This window comes from Amycolatopsis sp. DG1A-15b, from assembly GCF_030285645.1.
In the GTDB taxonomy this organism is placed as follows: Bacteria; Actinomycetota; Actinomycetes; order Mycobacteriales; family Pseudonocardiaceae; genus Amycolatopsis.
The window spans coordinates 1581388-1598668 of the sequence record NZ_CP127296.1; the positions used below are offsets into that span (position 1 = coordinate 1581388).

The window sequence follows — 17281 nt, forward strand, 5'->3', positions numbered from 1 at the left end:
GGCGTGAGGCCCAGTGCGAGAAGAAATTCGTGCAGCGCGTCGGACGGCGCCCGCACACCGGCGTCGATGCCGAATCCCCCCAGCGGGTTCCACGATGCCGGGGCGGTACCGCCGGTGACCAGGACGCGAACCGGTCAGGCGTGGCCGGTCCGCCGTCACCGCGGTGGCGCGGAGAGTGACGGCCGCCTCGCCACCCGGGCCGAGCTGTCCACAAAGGAGCCCGCGGAACCGAGGGGCACCCCGAACCCGGCCGCTGCTGGTACACCTGGTGCCATGGCTTTGCACGATCTCGGCGCCGCGGTGCGCCGGCTGCGCGAGAACACCGACCCGGCCGTGGCCGGGCTGCCGGGCGGGCGGCGGCGGACCCGCGGGTTGCGGCGGGAGGAGCTCGCCGAGCTGGCCGGGGTGTCCGCGGACTACGTGCGGCGGCTGGAGCAGGGGCGGCGCCACCCGTCGGCCGGGGTGGTGACCGCCATCGCCGGGGCGTTGCGGCTCGGGCGGGCGGACTACGAACGGCTCTGCGCGCTGGCCGGCTACGCCCCGGTGGACGGGCGGGTGCCGCGCGAGGCGGGGCCGGCGGCGCTGCGGCTGCTGGAACGGTTCGGCGGCACCCCCGCGTTCCTGGCCGACGCGGCGTGGAACGTGGTCGCCGTCAACGGTGCGTGGTTCGCGCTGCAGGCCGGCGGCCCGACCGGGCACGACCGGGACTGGAACGTCGCCTGGCGCACCTTCTGCAACGCACCCCGCGGGATCAGCCGGACCGACGAGCGCGCGGCCGGCTTCCGGGCGATGCTCGCCGCCCGGCTGCGGGACACCTCCCTGCGCTACCCCGCGGACGCGGCGCTCGCCGGGCTCGTCGACGAGCTGCGGAGCACGAGCCGGCCGTTCGACACCTTGTGGCGGGCCCCGGAACCGGTGACCGCGTACGAGAACCGGGCGGTGTTCCGGCATCCCGACGGTGCGGACATCACGCTCGACGGCACCCTGCTCGAGGTGCCGGGAGACGACCTGATGGCGGTGGTCCTCACCGCGGCCCCGGGTTCGGCCGACGCGGCCCGGCTGGGCGAGGTCGTCGCCGCTTCGGGCCCGCCGTCCGTCGTCCGGGTGGGCCCACCCGGCCCACCCGGCCCACCCGGCTAGCGGGTGAAGGTGAACCAGTTGACGTTGACGAAGTCCGCCGAGCTGCCGGAGAACGTCAGGTAGAGGTCGTGCACGCCGGTGGCCGGGGCGACGACGTTGGCCGGCACCGTCTGCCACTGCTGCCAGCCGCCGTTGTTCGCGAAGTCGATCTCGGCGATCACCGGGCCCGTCACGCTGTCCAGGCGGGCCCGGATGGCACCGCTGACCCCGGCGGCCGCTCCCGAGGCGAGGCGGGCGACGAACTGGTTCGGCGAGCTCGCCCCGAAGTCGACGCGGGCGTACTTGAGCCAGTCGCCGTTCGCCAGCCAGCCGACGTCCACCCCGCCGCCGGTGTCGCCGCACGATTCGTTCTGCGTGCCGCTCTGGGCGTTGTAGGCCTCCGCCTGGATGGTGGAGTACGCGCTCGTGCCGCCGGAGCCGGGTGGGGTCGTGCCGCCTCCCGCGCCCGGTCCGAGCGAGACCGTCCAGGACGTCGGGGCCGGGTCCTGGAGGTGGCCGTCGACGGGCTGGGCCCCGGTCGGGCCGACGTCGTCGTACGGGAAGGCGTAGCCGATCGAGGCGTACTGGTGCACCAGGCGGGCGTAGTGGTTGGTGGTGGCGTCCCGGTAGTACTGCGCCGGTGCGACGCCGTCGGGCTGGTTGTTCCCGCCGGCCACCAGCAGGCTGCTGCGGTTCAGCGCGGCGGCCAGCCGGGCGGCGACCGCGCCCCGGGCGTCGCTGCCGGAGTTGTACAGCGGTCCGCTCGCGCAGCCGAAGATGTCCGCCGCGCTCGGCTTGGTGAACGGCACGCCGTTGGTGTTCAGGCCGGCGAACACGATCGCGTCGCCGCTGACCGTGCCCGTGTAGGAGCCGATGCCGCCTTGGCCGTTGATCGTCAGCGGGGTCGTGCGGTAGTGGTCCCAGACGGCGTTGAGGTAGTTCGTCCAGTAGCCGCCGAAGTCGACGGGGGAGTGGCCGGGCGCGAGCACCCGCACCACCTTGCCGGCGCTGTCGGTGACGACCAGCCGGTCCCACGGTGCGCCGTCGGTGTTGTGCTGCGCGCGCAGCCCGTCCGCGATGCTCCCGAGGGCGCCGTCCGGCAGCGGGCTGACCGACTGCGCGCCCGCCGCGCCGGTGGTGGCCATCGACACCGGCAGCGCCACCATGTCGACGTAGCTGATGTTCGCGTAGAGGTTCGCGCTGTTGTAGGTGAACTCGCAGAACGTCCAGTTCGTCTGCCAGTTCGGGTCCGCGCTGGTGAACCCGGGCTGCACCAGTCCGGGCCCGGGGTTGACGAAGAACTGGATCTTCTTGTCGACCGAGAACCACACCCGGCCGCCGATGAGGAAGTCGGTCAGCGTCACCGTGAGCTGGGACCCCGAGCCGCCGAGCGGGATGGCGTAGTCCGGGACCGGCGTCACCGGCGAGGAGGGGTTCGGCAGCGCCTGGAACCGGCCGTCGGCGGTGACGAAGCCGGGGCGGCCCGCGGTGTCCGAGCCGCTGATGTAGGCGTAGACGGTGCCGCCGCCCGAATTGTTCTTCAGCGTCAACGGCAGGGCCGTGGCGGCGCGTGCTCGCGGAGCGGTGACGGCGGACCACAGCGGCGTGCTCGCCGCGGCGGCGACCAGGCCGGCGGTGACGAAGGTACGCCTCGACAGCATGGCACCTCCTCGGAAACGGGCGGCTTCCGCGGGGCCGGCCGGCCCCGCGTCCACCGGAAACGGTGACCGGACGGTAGGTACGCGGTCCGGCGGGGTCAACATCCGGCGGCCCGGATCGGGTACGGACGGCCCTCGAAGCTGCCTCATGTTGCCCGGACCACCGCTTCCGGTGGTCCGGGTACCGTCCTTTGTGGACGCCGCGATCAGCGGTCGTGCGGCGCGGGGAGCCCGGCGGCGGCCAGCGCCGCCCAGAGTGGCTTCGCGTCGAACCGCGGGGTCCCCAGTCCTTCGACGAACCGGCAGCCGAAATCGCCGGCGGTGAGGGTGGTCGTCCGGCCCCGGGTGTCGACGAACCGAAGCCGGTAACTCGGCCCCATGTCGGCGGTGCAGGCCAGGTCCGACGGCGGTTCCGGCAGGGCGCACGCGGCGGCGGCGACCTTCTTGATCGCGGCCGCGTCGGTGCTGCGGTTTTCGCCGCGCGTGCCTTCCGCGGCGCCGGGCAACGGCGGGTACAGCGGCCCGCTGTCGACGAGTTCACGGGGTTCGTAGGAGGCCGCGCACAACGCGTCCGCCGACCCGGGCCGGGCGTTGTTGCCGCAGGCCACGGCACTCAGCACGACGAGGATCACGCCCGGGACGGCGGACAGCGTGCGCATGGGAGGTGCCTCCTTCGATCCGTTGCTCCCCGGACGGAACCACCCGGCCGTCCGGTTGCACCTACGGGTGGACTCCCTCGGCGAGGATGACGTCGGCGAGGTTGTCCATCGCCCGGGTCATGTCGGCGCGCAACCCGGCGGCGACGACGCGGTGGACGAGCGGACCGAGCGGGCCCAGGCCGAGGCGGTACCGGACGGCGTAGGTCATCAGCGTGTTTTCCGAACCGTCGCCGCGGGTGAGCGGCTCGAACTCGAACACGTTGGTCAGGTCCTGCAGCGGCGCGAACCCGACGCCGGTGTCGACCCGGCGGGTGAGCGGCTCGATTTCGCGGACCGTCCAGGTGGACCGGGTGGTCAGCGGGCCGAGCGACTTGTTGCGTTCGCGGTAGGTCCGGCCGATTTCCGCGGTGCCGTGGTGGTCGGTCACCTCCAGGACGGTCGGGACCCACTCGGCGTAGCGGTGGGTCGCGGAGATCACGTCCCACACCCGCCGGACCGGGTGCGGGATGATCGCCTGCTCGGAAACGGTGTAGTCGCGCACCATCGTCCCCTTCACTCGTGGCCGAGGACGGCGCGGGCGGCGGTTTCGCCGGAGCGGACCGCACCGTCCATGTATCCGTTCCAGTGATCCGCGTGCTCGGCACCGGCCCAGTGCACCCGGCCGAACGGCCGGTCGCGCCAGGGGCCGAGCTCGGTCAGCACGCCGGGCCCGGGCACGGACGTCGGTCCGCCGCGGGTCCATTCCTCGCCGACCCAGTCCTGTTCGAAGTACTCCACCGGGCTCAACGCGGCTTTCCCGACGGCGGCGGCGAAGGCGCGCAGAACGGCGGCGCGTCGTTCGCGGGGCGGCCGGGCCGCCCAGGCGTGCCACTGCGGGCCGCCGAGGAAGCCCATCAGGACACCCGGCTTGCCGTCGGGCGGGGAGTTGTCCCACATGGAACAGATCGGTGAGCCGTGCCGGAACACGGCCTGGCCGTTGAGCCCGTCGGCCCGCCAGAACGGCTCCGGGTACACGGCCTCGCACTTCATCAGCGCGCCGAAGGTCATCCGGGAGAACAGCGCGTCCTGCTGCGGCGGCAGCAGCGGCCGCCAGGAGATCCGGGCGGCCAGCGCCGGCGGGACGGCGACGACGACGTGCCGCGCGCTCCAGGTGTCCACATCGGACTTGACCGTCACCCGGTCGTCGTCCTGCTCGATCGCCCGCACCGGAGCGCCGAGCACCACGCGCCCGTCGAGCTCGTCGCCGATGCGTTGCGAGATCAGCTGGGAGCCGCCGGCGAAGCGGGATTCCTGCGCTCCGCCGGTGACGCCGATGCCGCGTTCGACGGTGCCGGGGGTGGTTTCGTTGCCGAAGCCGGCGATGTACCAGAGGCTGTAGAGCAGCGACGCACCGGCGGCGCTCCCGCCGTAGGCCGAGCCGAGCAGCACGTTGACCAGGTCCAGCGCGCCGGTGCCCGCCGTGGTGTGCCGGATCCAGCTTTCGAACGTCACGCTGTCCCACGCCCGCGCCTTGGGGGCGCGCCACGGCGCTTCCAGGGGGATCTTCCCGGCCAGCTGGTTGATCCGCCGCATGGCGATCGCGAGGTCGGGCAGGGCGAGCGGGTCGGGCGGGATGTCGCCGCGGTACCGGCGCGCCCGGTCGCCGTTGACGTAGACCGACGCTCCCTCGGTGTGGGCGGGGAACGTCTCGACGCCGACCTGCTTGGCCAGTGCGAGGATGTGGTCCTGGGTCGGGCCGACGAACTGGCCGCCCGCTTCCACCACTTTGCCGTCGCCGAGGTCGTGGTTCACGGTGCGGCCGCCGACCCGGTCGCGGGCTTCCAGGACGACGACGTCGCGGCCGGCCGCCGACAGTTCGCGGGCGGCGGTGAGCCCGGCCAGGCCCGCGCCGACCACGACGACGTCAGCGCGGCGCATCGGCGGTCTCCAGCGTGGGCGTGGATGCGGCGAAGGCGTCGGCGGCCGCCAGGTCGAACTCGCCGTGGTCGCTGCCCAGCCCCTGGGCGACCAGGGCCGCGGCGGCGGAGCCGAGCACGGCGGCGTCCCGCGGCGAGCGGCCGAGGCCGATGCCGCGGAGGAAGCCGGCGGAGAACGCGTCACCGCAGCCGGTGGTGTCGACGACGTCGACCGCGAACGCGGGGACGGCGACCACCTCGTCCGCCGTGATCACCAGGGCACCGCGGGCTTCCCGGGTGACGGCGACGCAGCCGACGCCCTGACCGATCAACGCGCGGGCGCCGTCCTCGAGGGTGCCGGCGCCGGTGAGCCCGAGGACCTGCTGCTCGTTGGGCAGCAGGTAGTCCAGAAAGGACAGTGCGGGCGCGATCCAGGCCAGGATCCCGGGATCACCGGGGGCGAGCAGGTCGGCCGAGGTGACCACGCCGGCCGCCCGCGCGGGGGAGAGGATCTTCGCCGCGTTCTCCCCGCCCATCAGCTCGGGCGCGCCGAGGTGCAGGTGGGTCGCCCGGGCGACTTCGGCTTCCGCGATGTCGCCGGGGCCGTAGGTGAGGTTCGCGCCGGGGACGTGGAAGGCGGGCCGGCTGCCGTCGGGGCGGATGGGCAGCACCGACGCGGAGGTCTGCACGTCTTCGCGGCGGACCACCAGTGAGGTGTCGATGCCGTACCGGGTCAGCATGGTCAGCAGCAGGTCGCCGATGGGGTCGGTGCCGATCGCGCCGGCGGTGCGGACGGTCGCGCCGAGCTTGGCCAGCGTCAGCGCGGTGCCGGCCGCGGTCCCGGCCGGCCCGAACCGGATCTGCTCGACCAGGGCCGCGCCCTGGCCTTCCGGGATGGCTTCGACCGGCCGGACCTGCACGTCGAACACGTGCGCGCCGAGCGTGATCACCGTTTGCGTCACAGATCCTCCTCGATCCGTTTGGTGCTGCCGTAGCCGCGCCGCAGCGCGGCTTCGATCACCGCGGTCTGCTGGGCGGTGTCCAGGACCCGGGGCGTGCCGATCGACGCGGCGTTCCGGTAGAGCTCGCAGGCCCACTCGAGCAGCAGCGCGTTGTCCACCGCCGCCTGGAGCGCGGGGCCGTGCACGACGGCGCCGTGGTTGGCCATCAGCGCCGCCGACTTGCCCTCGAGCGCGGTCCACACGTACTCGGCCAGCTCATCGCTGCCGAACACGGCGAACGGCGCGACCCGCACGGCCCCGCCGAGCAGGAGCTGCTGGTAGTGCACGCAGGGGAGTTCGTCGAGCACGCACGACACCGCGGTGGCCTGCGGCGAGTGCGTGTGCACCACCGCACCGGCGCCGGAGCGGCGATAGATCCCCAGGTGCAGTTCCAGTTCCGAGGTCGGCGCGAGCTCTCCGGCGACGACCTTCCCGGCGAGGTCGACGACGGTGACCTGCTCCGGCGTGATGCGCCCGAGCACGACGCCGGTCGCGGTCACCGCGACGTGCTCGCCCGCGCGCACGCTCACATTGCCCGCGGTGCCGATCAGCAGTCCGGCACCGGCCAGGTCGTGGCAGGCCGCGACCACCGCTTCCCGCTCGGCCCGCAGGAGCACTGTCCCCTGAGTCATCGGCTCAGCGTAGGCTAAACATGAAACAAAGTCACGTTCATGTTCGGGCGGCCGGTTGCGGACCGACGATGCGGCTGCGGGCGGCGATCGACACCGCCTGGGGCGGTGTCGCGTTGACAGCGCTCGGGGCGCGGGTGTTCGTCAAGGACGCCCTCACCCGGCGGCGTCGGGCTGGTCGCCGCGGGCGTGCTGATCATCGAACTCGGCGCGGCCGCGCACTGAAGGAGTGGTGGGATGGCGACGCTGGTGGACCAGACGATCCTGGTCGTCGGTGCTTCCTCGGGGATCGGCGCCCAAGTGGCCCGCGACGTCGCCGGCCACGGCAACCGGGTGGTGGTCGTGGCCCGGCGGGCGGAGGAGCTGGCGGCCGTGGCCGCCGATGTCCGCGCGGCGGGGAGTGCCTGCCTCGACCTCGTGGCCGACGCGCTCGACCCCGCGGCGGCGGCCGCGGTGGTGGCGCGGGTGGTGGCGGAGTTCGGCGCGGTGGACGTCGCGCTGCTCAACGTGGGCCAGGGCCCGGACATGTCCGTGGCCGAGGCCGGGGTCGGCGACATCGCGCGGGTGATGGCGCTGAACTACGACGTCACGGTGAACTACCTGGTCCCGCTGATCGCGCAGCTGCGCCGGCAGGGCGGCGGCTTGATCGCGCAGACCAACTCCCTGGCGGGCCTGCTGGGAATCCCGCGCCAGGGCCCGTATTCGGCCGCGAAGGCCGCGGTACGGACCCTGATCGACGCGGCGCGGGTCGAGCTCGCGCCCGAGGGAATCCGCTTCACCTCGCTGTACCCCGGCTTCGTGGCCACCGCCCGCGTCCGTGCCGACGGGCTGCCGAAACCGTTCGAGATCAGCGAAAAGCGGGCCGCGCGGCACGTGGTCCGGGCACTGCGGCGGGAACCCGCCGGCGCGTCCTTCCCGTGGACGACGTCCGCGCTGGTCCGGGTGCTGCGGGCGCTGCCGGTGTCCGTTTCCGGGCCGTTGTTGCGAAAACTGGCCCGCTGACCGGACCCGCGGGACGATGCCCCGCCCGCCCGCGTGTCGCGGTGAACCCGAACGGCCCGTGGCCCGTGTAGACGGACGGGTGCGGAGCGGAAGTACGGGAGATCGCCTGATGACTGCCATCGAGGAAAGCCGCCGTGCCGGGCGGGAACCGGACGAACGGCCGGGCTGGAACGCCGACCCCGTTCTCGTCCTCACTTTGGTCCTGTTGGCCGGATTCCTGGCGCAGGGACCGGTTCGGCGGCTGTTGTCCGCTCCGGTCATGCAGAGCTGGATGACGGTGTTCGTGGCGGTGGTCGTGCAGGCGCTGCCCTTCCTGGTCCTCGGGGTGCTGCTGTCGGCCGGGCTCGCGGTCTTCGTGCCGCCGTCCTTCTTCACGCGCGTGCTGCCGAAACGGCCGTCGCTGGCGGTGCCGGTCGCCGGGCTGGCCGGCGCGGTCCTGCCCGGCTGCGAATGCGCGTCGGTGCCCGTGGCCGGCGCGCTGGTCCGCGGCGGCGTGCGGCCCTCGGCCGCGGTGGCGTTCCTGCTGTCGGCGCCGGCGATCAACCCGGTGGTGCTGACGGCGACGGCCGTCGCGTTCCCCGGGCAGCCGCGGATGGTCGTCGCCCGGTTCGCCGCGAGTCTCGCGGCGTCGTGCGTGATGGGCTGGCTGTGGCAGCGCCTCGGCCGTCCGGACTGGCTGCGTCCCCGAGCGCACGAGCACGGCGACAGCGGACCGAGGGGAGCGGTGTTCTGGGGATCGGTGCGCCACGACGTCATGCACGCGGGCGGGTTCCTCGTCGGCGGCGCGATGGCCGCCGCGACCCTCAAGGCCGTGGTGCCCGCGAGCTGGCTGCACGCCGCGGCGGGCAATCCGGTCGTGGCGGTCCTCGCCTTGTCGGCGCTCGCGGTGCTGCTGTCGATCTGTTCGGAGGCCGACGCGTTCGTCGCGTCGTCGCTGACGCAGTTCTCGCCGACGGCGCGGCTGGCGTTCCTGGTCGTCGGCCCGATGATCGACCTGAAGCTGTTCGGGATGCAGGCCGCCACGTTCGGCCGCGGGTTCGCGCTGCGGTTCGCGCCGGCGACGTTCGTCGTGGCCGTGGCGGCCGCGGTCCTGACCGGCGCGGTGCTGCTGTGAACCGGACCGTGCAGGCGATCCTGCTGTTCCTGGTCGGCGGGGTGCTGCTCCACGCCGGCGTGACCGGCCTGTACCTGCGGTACGTCAAGGCCGGGCTGCGCCCGTTGGTGCTGGCGGCCGGAGTGGTGCTGGTGATCGCGGCCCTCGCGACCGTCTGGTACGCGCGGCGCCACCCGGCCGGGCACCCGGCGCCCCGGATCTCGTGGCTGCTGGTGCTGCCGGTGTTCGCGCTGATCCTCGCCGCGCCACCGGCTTTGGGTTCCTACAGCGCGATGCGCGCCGGTACGGCGGTGACGGCGCCGCGCATCGTCACCCCGCTCCCGGACGGCGATCCCGTCCGGCTGACCGTGATCGACTACGCGGACCGCGCGGTCTACGACCACGGCCGGTCGCTGGCCGGCCGGACCGTCACGATCACCGGGTTCGTGGCCTTCGACCCGAGCGGCACGCCGTACCTGGTCCGCATGCTCCTGAACTGCTGCGCGGCGGACGCCCAGCCGGTGAAGGTCGGCCTGACCGGCCGGGTGCCGCCGGTGCTCCAACCCGATTCGTGGCTGGAGATCACCGGCGGCTACAGCGCCGAGCAGGCCGTGGACCCGGTCAACGGCGGGACCATCCCGTTCGTCGACGTCGGCCGGGCGCGGCCGGTGGCGCCGCCGGCCGATCCCTACGAAAGCCTCGGCTAGCGGCGCGGCACCCGGTCATCTTCCCGCTTGCGGGCCGATCATCGAGTTCACGTCGATCGGTGACGGGATGGCGCCGAGCTGCAGCAGCAGGTCCGGAACCCGTTGCAGGCGCCGGGAATCCAGGATCGCGCCGTAGCCCGGCAGGGTGAGCAGCTTGGCCGTGTCCTCGTCGATCTTGGCGAACCGCACCAGCAGCGGCTCGACCTTGGCGCGGTCGAACGTGGCGTCGTGGGTCGCCTTCTGCATGGCGCGCTGGAACGCGGCCAGGGTCTTCGGGTTCTCCTTCACCCACTTCCGCGTCGCGCCGTAGCCGGTCAGCGGGAAGTCCTGGGTGGCCCCGCTGTTGATGTCGATCACCGGGATCGCGCCGGCCGTCTTGGCGGCCTGCGTGATGTACGGCTCCGGCAGGTATGCGGCATCGGCCTGCCCCTGCTGCAGCGCCGCGGCGATGTTGGGCAGCGGGATCAGCACCCATTTCACCTTGCTGAAATCGACGTTGTGGTCTTGCATGATCGAACGGGTGAGAAGGTCCGAAGCGGTGTTCTTGGCCGTGATGGCGATCTTCGCGGTCGCCAGGTCGGAGATTGTTTTCACCGGTGAATTCGGGACCGTGACGATCGCATTGGACTTCGCGTTGACCGACGTCGCGTCGGCGACCAGCTCCATGTCGGCGGCGCCGGTGCTGCGTGCGGTGAAGAACGGCGGATAGGTCGAGAACGCGATGTCGACGTCGCCCGAGATCGACTTCGCCAACGAGGCCTGGCCGCTGGCGGCGATCACGGACTCGACGGTGAGGCCCTCGGCCTGGAAGTAGCCTTCGTCCTGGGCCAGCCAGAACGGCGCGAGGTCCGTGGTGGGCAGGATCGAAACCTTCAGCGCCGTCTTCTCCGGCCCGCTGCCGCTCGACGAAGCGCTCGAGCCGGTGGCGCCGAGTGCGCCGCAACCGGTTACGACCGTGACGACCGCGAGAGCGAGCGCGGCACGAACACGGCCACTGCTCCTGACGATTCCAAACAAGGTCTGCTCCTCGAAGGAGATGACAGTTGATGTACCGGCTCCAAGGAAGGTTGCTTGATTCACTCCCCGGCGTCAGGCGGGCCACTGTAGGGACCCCCGCAGCCCTTGACAATGCGTGATGGCGCCGGATCGGGGATTTCACCAGAATGGCGGCACGAATACTTGATCGACGATCTTGCCCGCCGTTGGTCACGGTCCGTTCGGCGTGAAGCTCGACGGCAGAGCGGATCGAGTGCGAAAAACGTGGCCCGAGACCGCCCGGCAAGACGGAAAACAACGGATCGGAGGTCACGTCCCGTCGCGGCCGACCCGGCCTCGAAATCGACGCCGGCGCCGGTTTTCGCGGAGATTATCTGCGAAGACAGGCATCGTCGGCGACGCCGCGGAATCATCGAATGGCTCATCAGGTGCACGCAGAGTAACGGTGCCCGGGCGGTCCTTGCGGCCGTGGATGCGGCGCCGATGCCCTGTGTCGCAACGGCTATCGCCGGGACGACGACCGTGGCGCCCCGCCTTGTCCGGACCGGCGTCGCCGATGTCGATCGGTGTGCGGGCGGCCGTTGCTCCATTGGTGCCGGGCCGGGAATCACATCCGGATCACGAATCGGGGCATTCGGCGAAAGGGAGGTTTCCGAGAAGGGAAGTCCCGGCCAACGGTGGACGTTCCGCGCCGCCCGAGCGTACCTCTTGTTGGGGAACAGGTTTTACTTCTAAACTCCCCGGTGTGCGACCGCTTACGGACGGTACGGAGCTGCTGGTCGGCCGGGACAGCGAGCTGTCCCGGCTGGTCGCTTGGATCCGTGACGTCGCGGCGGGCCGCGGCCGGGCCGTGCTGGTGGACGGCGAGCCCGGGATCGGCAAGTCGGCGCTGGTCCGGTCCGCCTGCGCGGCCGCGACCGAGGCGGGCTGCCAGGTGTACTGGGGCGCCGGTGACGAGCTCGGTCAAGCACTGCCGCTGCTGCCGCTGCTGGATGCCCTGGAGATCACGCCGGTCACGCGGGATCCCCGTCGTGACGCCGTTTCCGAGCTGCTGGGCGGCGGAGCCGTCGCGGGCAAGGGTGCCGACCTCGCCGCCGCGGCCGCCGAGCAGCTGATCGCGCTGGTGGACCAGCTCTGCCAGGACGGCCCGGCCGTGCTCGTCGTCGACGAGCTGCAGTGGGCCGACAGCACGACGGTGGCGGTGTGGAGCCGGCTCGCCCGCTCGGTCCGGCAGCTCCCGCTGCTGCTGATCGGGGTGCTGCGGCCGGTGCCGCGCCGCGACGACCTGCGGTCGCTCTTCCGGATCGTCCGGCCCGCCGAACGGCTGCGGCTGGCCCGGCTGGCGGAACCGGCGGTGCTCGAGCTGGTGGCCGCCCTCGCCGGCGGCAAGCCGGGTGCCCGGCTGGAGGAGCTGGCCGCCGGCGCGGCCGGCAATCCGTTGTACCTCACCGAATTGCTCGACGCGCTCACCAGGAGCTCGTGCCTGGAGGTCGACCACGCGGGCATCGCGGAGCTGACCGGCGCGGCCACGCCGGACTCGCTGCCGGAAGCGATCGCGGACCGGCTGGGCTTCCTCACGGAGCCGGCCCGGGGCGTGCTGCGGACGGCGGCGCTGCTCGGCGTCGGCTTCTCGGTCGCGGACCTGGTGACCGTGACGAACTCTTCGCTCGCCGAACTGTTGCCCGCGCTCGACGAGGCCCGCGCCGCCGGCGTGCTCGTGGCGGCCGGCGACGACCTCGAGTTCCGGCACCCGTTGATCCGCACGGCGTTGTACGACGAGATGCCGACGGCGGTCCGGATCGCCTGGCACCAGTCCGCCGCGTGGGCGCTGGCGGAGGCGAACGCCCCGGTCGAGCGGGTGGCGCGGCAGCTGCTCCCGATGGTGTCCACAACGGACAGCCGGGTCCCGGTCCCGGACTGGGCCGTGCGGTGGTTGCTCGACGTGGCCATGCCGTTGATCGGCCAGGCACCCGTGGTCGCCGTCGCGCTGCTGAGACGGGCGGTGCGGGACGCGCCGCTCGACGACGCCGTGACCGGGGCGTTGGCCTGCCGGCTGGCCGACGCGTACTACCGGGTGGGCAACGTGGCCCAGGCCGAGCGGATCGCTTGCCGCGCACTGGATCGCGTCCGCGACCCCGACGTGCGCGTCGACCTGCACACGACGCTCGTCCAGAGCCGCGGGACGGCCGGCCGCGCCGCCGAGTCCCTCCCCGCGCTCAACGAGGCGCTGACCCAGCCGGGGCTGCAGGCCCGGCACCGGGCCCGGTTGCTGGTGCTCATCGCGCGGATCCGGCGTGTCCTCGGCGAGGTCGACTCCGCGGGCCGGGCCGCGTCGGCGGCGCTGGCCGAACTCGGCTCGGCCGAAGACCGCTGGGCGGCCGGGTGGGCGCTGCACGTGCTGGCCCAGGGCGCGATGGCGCGCGGCGAGTGGGCCGGGGCGCTGCCGCTGTTCGAGCGCGCGATAGCCATCGTGCGGGGCGACCCCACGCTGATCGAACTCACCCTGCTGCTGCGCATCAACCAGTCGGTCACCTTCGGTGCGCTCGACCGCTACGCCGACGCGCTCACCGCCGCCGGGCAGGCGCGCGACCTGGCCGAGCGCACCGGCAGCGAGGCGCGGCTGACCCAGGTCCAGAGCGCGATCGGGCAGTTGATGCTGGGCGCCGGCCGGTGGGACGACGCGCTGGCCGAGGTCGACGTCGTCCCGGACGATCACAAGGACCCGGGAGTGGTGTGCTGCGACCACGGCGTCGCCGCGATCATCCACCTCCACCGCGACGAGACGGCCGCGGCCCGCCGCCACCTCGACGTCGCCGCCCTGCATTTGGAACGCGCCGGCGACGAGGTCGTGGAATCCCTGGTCCGGGCCCGGAGCCTGGCGTTCGAGCACGCCGGCGCGCCGGAGCGGGCGCTCGCCGTGCTGACCGCCGTGCCGGCGGGCGAAGACGCGGGGGAGGAGCGGCTGGGGGACGCCGTCCGGCTGGCGATGGCGATCGGCGACGTGCGGACCGCGGCGGAGATCGAGGCCCGGGCGCGCGGGATCGCCGCCGAGTCCGCCGTTCCGCACCGCCGCGCGCTCGCGCTGTACTGCCGCGGCCTGCTCGAGCGGGACGGGACGATGTTGCTGCGCGCCGCCGACGGCTACGCGGCCGCGGGCCGGCCGCTGTCCCGGGCCAAAGCCCTGGAAGCCGCCGCGCTCGCCTTCTTCGAAGCGCGGGACGAAGACCGCGCTTCGGCGCGGGCCGCCTTCACCCACGCCATCGACCTCTACACGGAGCTGGACGCGCAATGGGACGTGGCGCGACTGCGCGCCCTGTTTCGCGCGCGGGGTATCCGGCGCGGCCCGAAGGTGAAGCACCGCCAGGCCAGGCACGGCTGGGACAGCCTCACCCCGACCGAGGGCCGGATCGCCGCGCTGGTGGTGGAAGGCCTGTCGAACCCGCAGATCGCGGCCCGCCTCTACTTGTCCCCGCGCACGGTCGGCACCCACGTCTCGCACATCCTGACCAAGCTGGGCGTGCATTCACGCATCGACATCGCCCGGGAAGCGGCCCGCCACCAGTCCGCTTCGGGCTGAGCCGCGGGCAGGCCGCCCCGGATCCCCGGGACAGCCCCGTGCCCGCGCGCCGCGTCAAGCAGCGACCTCCGGGGCGTCGTCCTGGGGACGCACGGCGAGCGGCGGGGTGACCGCCGCCGGCGGCGGGGCCCAGCGGAACACCGCGATGTGCCCGCTGACCATCTGGCCGAGCAGGACCGCCAGGATCAGCATCAGCGGCGTCCGCCAGGCACCCGTGCCCGTGTGCAGCCAGCCGCAGACGAGCACGCCGAAGCCGGCGATGACGTACCCCACGCCCTGGACCACGGCCGACAGCGCCACCGAGCTGTCCTTGCTGCGCAGCGAGATGGTCGTCAGGGCGAACGCGAGTGCCCCCATGCCGGTGCCGGTGGCCACGGCCCACAGCCAGGGCGCGGCGGCGGGGGCGAGGATCAGGCCGGTCACCCCGATGACGTTGGGCGTGGCCAGGGTGATGACGAGCAGCGTCTGGTTGCGCCAGCGGCGGGTCCAGCCCGGCACCAGCCACATCATCGGCAACCCCATGGCCATCGACAGCGCCAGGCACGTCCCCGCGGTCGTCGGGGGGACACCGGCGTCGCGCAGGATGCCGGGCAGCCACCCCATGACCAGGAACGTCACCGTCGAGATGAGTCCGAAGTGGATGGTCAAGGCGGAGGCCGACACCGCTCCGGGCGCCCTCCGCGGCGACACGAACTCGCCGGGCGTGCGCTGCCACACCTGCTGGGCCAGCAGCGCCGTGGTCGCCCACACGCCGAGGGCGACCCGCCACGACGACGACATGACCGCGGTGGGCGTGACCAGCGCACCGGCCGTGCTGCCCACCCCGAGCCCGAAGGTGAAGGCGGCGGAACCCTGGGCCAGCAACGGCAGCATGGTGCCGAGCACGGCGATGGACAGGCACGCCAGCGCCGTCCCGACCAGGAGCTCCACCGGACCCCCGAGAACGCGTCCGGCCAGCGACAGCACCAGCCCGACGAGCGCCACGGTGACGGTCCGGTGCGTCCCCACCCGGCTGCACAGCCACGGCGTCGCCCAGCCGCCGAGGCCGATCGCCCACAGGGGCAGGGCGACGAGCACCGCGGCGACGAGGCCACCGGCGACGGAGATGTCCGGCAGCGCCGCGCCCAGGCTGGTCACGGCCGGCCGCAGGTTCAGTGCGAGAACGAAGATGACCAGAGTGGAGACAGTGGTGGTAGCACGCGACATCGCTCCTCCTCGGCGTCGAGGGCGGAGCGTCAAAACTCCGTAGGACGAATGTTTCGCGGTGCGCGCATTTCAGACATCCGTCACCTGACGGATGAAGGAACTTTTGTTGCCCCTCAACGATTATGGGCGCTTCGACGGCTCTGCGGATGGGCGTGCATCGGCACGGCCGGACGCCGCGGCCGCGGAAGGCGCGCCCGGTTTCGTCACGGTCTGTGGTGACGGATCCCGATGGAGCGGCGGAATCCGCTCGGGCGGCGCAGTGGGGACGCCGGGAACGGCGGCGTCGTCACTGCGGATCACCGCGACGGCGAACGGTCCACAGCGGAGCCGTCGGACATGGGTTTGGTCCACACCTCGGTCCAGCCGGTGTCGCGGACCTTGTGCCCGCCGACGCCCGCCCAGTCCCGGTCGACGGCGATGATGTCCGGGTTGTTCAGCTCGGCGGCCGGGAGCGTGGTGTCGGCCGCCGGCGCCATGTCGGCCACCAGCGGGGCGTTGAGCACCGCCCCCCGCCCGAGCTTCGCCCGGCGCTCGGCGGTGTCCGGGTAGCTGAAGGTGAACGAACCCGGCATGTTCCAGCCGCCCGCGGTTGCGGTCGCGTAGTCCGCGCCCCAGCCGGCGAAGGTCCGCGCGTCGAGGTCTTCGTGGCCGAGCGAGCCCGCGGCCTGGCGGCTGCAGGTCTTCGCGCCGGTACCGCTGGAGAAACCGATCTTGAGCCCGCGCGAGTGCAGGTACTCCACCAGCGCCGGGATGCTCGGGGAGAACGTGGCGCGGGCGGCCGGCTTGCCGTCTTTCGCCCGGGACCGGATCGGGGAGCGGATCGGCCAGGATCACCGGGCGGTGCGGCGAGGTCAAGGCGGGTGGATCCGCCCCGGCCGGGGGTCGGTTTGCTCCGGCGCCCGCCCCGGCTGCTTGAAACGTAACAACGGGTCGTAGTAGCGTCGGCGGACCAGCGAGTTGAAACCTTTTAATCCGGAGGTCACGATGGTGCGGCAGGTCTGCGCGTGAAGGTGGCCGTGCTCGTCACCTGCATCAACGACGCGCTGTTCCCGGACACCGGCAAGGCGGTGTTCCGGCTGCTGCGCCGCCTGGGCGTGGACGCCGACTTCCCGCAGGCGCAGACCTGCTGCGGCCAGCCGATGGTCAACACCGGCTACCTCGACGAGGCCGTTCCGGTGGTCCGCGCGTTCACCGAAGCGTTCGCCGGGTACGACCACGTCGTCACGCCGTCGGGTTCGTGCGCGGGTTCGGCCCGGCACCAGCACGGCCTGGTCGCGCGGCGCGCGGGGGAGCCGCGGCTGGCCGGAACCGGGCCGAAGGTCCGCGAGCTGAGCGAATTCCTCGTCGACGTGCTCGGCGTGACCGACGTCGGCGCCTACTTCCCGCACCGCGTCACCTACCACCCGACCTGCCACTCGCTGCGCATGCTCGGCGTCGGCGACAAGCCGCTGCGGTTGCTGCGGGCGGTGCGCGGGCTCGACCTCGTCGAGCTGCCCGCCGCGCAGGAGTGCTGCGGGTTCGGCGGCACCTTCGCCGTGAAGAACGCCGAGACGTCGACGGCCATGGGCGCCGACAAGGCCCGGCACGTCCGCGAAACCGGGGCGGAAGTGCTCGTCGCCGGCGACAACTCCTGCCTGCTGCACGTCGGTGGCCTGCTGTCGCGGCAGCGGTCCGGCGTCCGCGTGCTGCACCTGGCCGACGTGCTGGCCTCGACCGAGGAGGACCCGTGAGCGCCACGT

At 73.0% G+C, this 17281-nt stretch carries 15 protein-coding genes; 6 read left to right on the forward strand and 9 right to left on the reverse strand.

All coding sequences use genetic code 11. The annotated features are described in order from the left end of the window. The first annotated feature begins 273 nt into the window (after positions 1–273). Positions 274–1140: an MmyB family transcriptional regulator gene (locus QRY02_RS07340; protein ID WP_285990738.1), complete on the forward strand. Its 867-nt coding sequence runs from the start codon at positions 274–276 to the stop codon at positions 1138–1140. Here the strand turns inward: QRY02_RS07340 and QRY02_RS07345 are convergent. From QRY02_RS07345 to QRY02_RS07370, 6 genes are all read right to left on the reverse strand, one after another. Continuing rightward, positions 1137–2780, reverse strand: a complete 1644-nt coding sequence (locus QRY02_RS07345; RefSeq protein ID WP_285990739.1) for a beta-1,3-glucanase family protein — start codon at positions 2778–2780, stop codon at positions 1137–1139. The two genes, QRY02_RS07340 and QRY02_RS07345, sit on opposite strands and share 4 nt — an antisense overlap. 203 nt (positions 2781–2983) lie before the next feature. Further along, the gene (locus QRY02_RS07350; RefSeq protein WP_285990740.1) at positions 2984–3436 is read right to left on the reverse strand and encodes a hypothetical protein; all 453 of its coding nucleotides are present in this window, start codon (positions 3434–3436) and stop codon (positions 2984–2986) included. Positions 3437–3497: 61 nt separating this feature from the next. Further along, positions 3498–3977, reverse strand: a complete 480-nt coding sequence (locus tag QRY02_RS07355; protein WP_285990741.1) for an SRPBCC family protein — start codon at positions 3975–3977, stop codon at positions 3498–3500. 11 nt (positions 3978–3988) lie between these two features. Beyond that, the gene (locus QRY02_RS07360; protein WP_285990742.1) at positions 3989–5353 is read right to left on the reverse strand and encodes a flavin monoamine oxidase family protein; all 1365 of its coding nucleotides are present in this window, start codon (positions 5351–5353) and stop codon (positions 3989–3991) included. After that, complete coding sequence (locus QRY02_RS07365) at positions 5340–6293, reverse strand: carbohydrate kinase family protein (protein ID WP_285990743.1); 954 nt, start codon at positions 6291–6293, stop codon at positions 5340–5342. The genes QRY02_RS07360 and QRY02_RS07365 overlap by 14 nt, the downstream gene beginning before the upstream one ends. Further along, complete coding sequence (locus QRY02_RS07370) at positions 6290–6949, reverse strand: class II aldolase/adducin family protein (protein ID WP_502874245.1); 660 nt, start codon at positions 6947–6949, stop codon at positions 6290–6292. Before QRY02_RS07370 ends, QRY02_RS07365 begins: the two co-directional genes overlap by 4 nt. A 249-nt stretch (positions 6950–7198) precedes the next feature. Here QRY02_RS07370 and QRY02_RS07375 point away from each other — a divergent pair, with 249 nt between their 5' ends. The 3 genes from QRY02_RS07375 to QRY02_RS07385 all read left to right on the forward strand — a co-directional run bounded on the left by QRY02_RS07375 (position 7199) and on the right by QRY02_RS07385 (position 9763). Further along, positions 7199–7963 (forward strand): SDR family NAD(P)-dependent oxidoreductase, encoded by a 765-nt coding sequence (locus tag QRY02_RS07375; protein ID WP_285990745.1) that lies wholly within the window; start codon positions 7199–7201, stop codon positions 7961–7963. 109 nt (positions 7964–8072) lie between these two features. Further along, on the forward strand, positions 8073–9077 hold the full coding sequence (locus QRY02_RS07380) for a permease (RefSeq protein ID WP_285990746.1): 1005 nt from the start codon (positions 8073–8075) through the stop codon (positions 9075–9077). After that, on the forward strand, positions 9074–9763 hold the full coding sequence (locus tag QRY02_RS07385; protein WP_285990747.1) for a TIGR03943 family putative permease subunit: 690 nt from the start codon (positions 9074–9076) through the stop codon (positions 9761–9763). The genes QRY02_RS07380 and QRY02_RS07385 overlap by 4 nt, the downstream gene beginning before the upstream one ends. A 15-nt stretch (positions 9764–9778) precedes the next feature. On the opposite strand, the gene QRY02_RS07390 is transcribed toward QRY02_RS07385, so the two are convergent. Next, entirely contained in the window at positions 9779–10780 is a 1002-nt protein-coding gene (locus QRY02_RS07390; protein WP_285993787.1) for an ABC transporter substrate-binding protein, read from the reverse strand. A gap of 724 nt (positions 10781–11504) precedes the next feature. On the opposite strand from QRY02_RS07390, the gene QRY02_RS07395 reads away from it, so the two are divergent. Beyond that, positions 11505–14336: a LuxR family transcriptional regulator gene (locus QRY02_RS07395; RefSeq protein WP_285990748.1), complete on the forward strand. Its 2832-nt coding sequence runs from the start codon at positions 11505–11507 to the stop codon at positions 14334–14336. A 54-nt stretch (positions 14337–14390) separates the two neighbouring features. On the opposite strand, the gene QRY02_RS07400 is transcribed toward QRY02_RS07395, so the two are convergent. Both QRY02_RS07400 and QRY02_RS07405 read right to left on the reverse strand, forming a co-directional pair. Beyond that, a complete protein-coding gene (locus tag QRY02_RS07400) occupies positions 14391–15542 on the reverse strand; it encodes an MFS transporter (protein ID WP_285990749.1) in 1152 nt (383 codons plus the stop codon). Between the two features lie 296 nt (positions 15543–15838). Further along, a complete protein-coding gene (locus tag QRY02_RS07405) occupies positions 15839–16363 on the reverse strand; it encodes an alpha-amylase family protein (protein ID WP_353069517.1) in 525 nt (174 codons plus the stop codon). A gap of 183 nt (positions 16364–16546) precedes the next feature. Here QRY02_RS07405 and QRY02_RS07410 point away from each other — a divergent pair, with 183 nt between their 5' ends. Continuing rightward, positions 16547–17272 carry a (Fe-S)-binding protein gene (locus QRY02_RS07410; protein ID WP_285990750.1) on the forward strand — a complete coding sequence of 242 codons (726 nt, stop codon included), beginning with the start codon at positions 16547–16549 and terminating at the stop codon, positions 17270–17272. Positions 17273–17281: the final 9 nt, after the last annotated feature.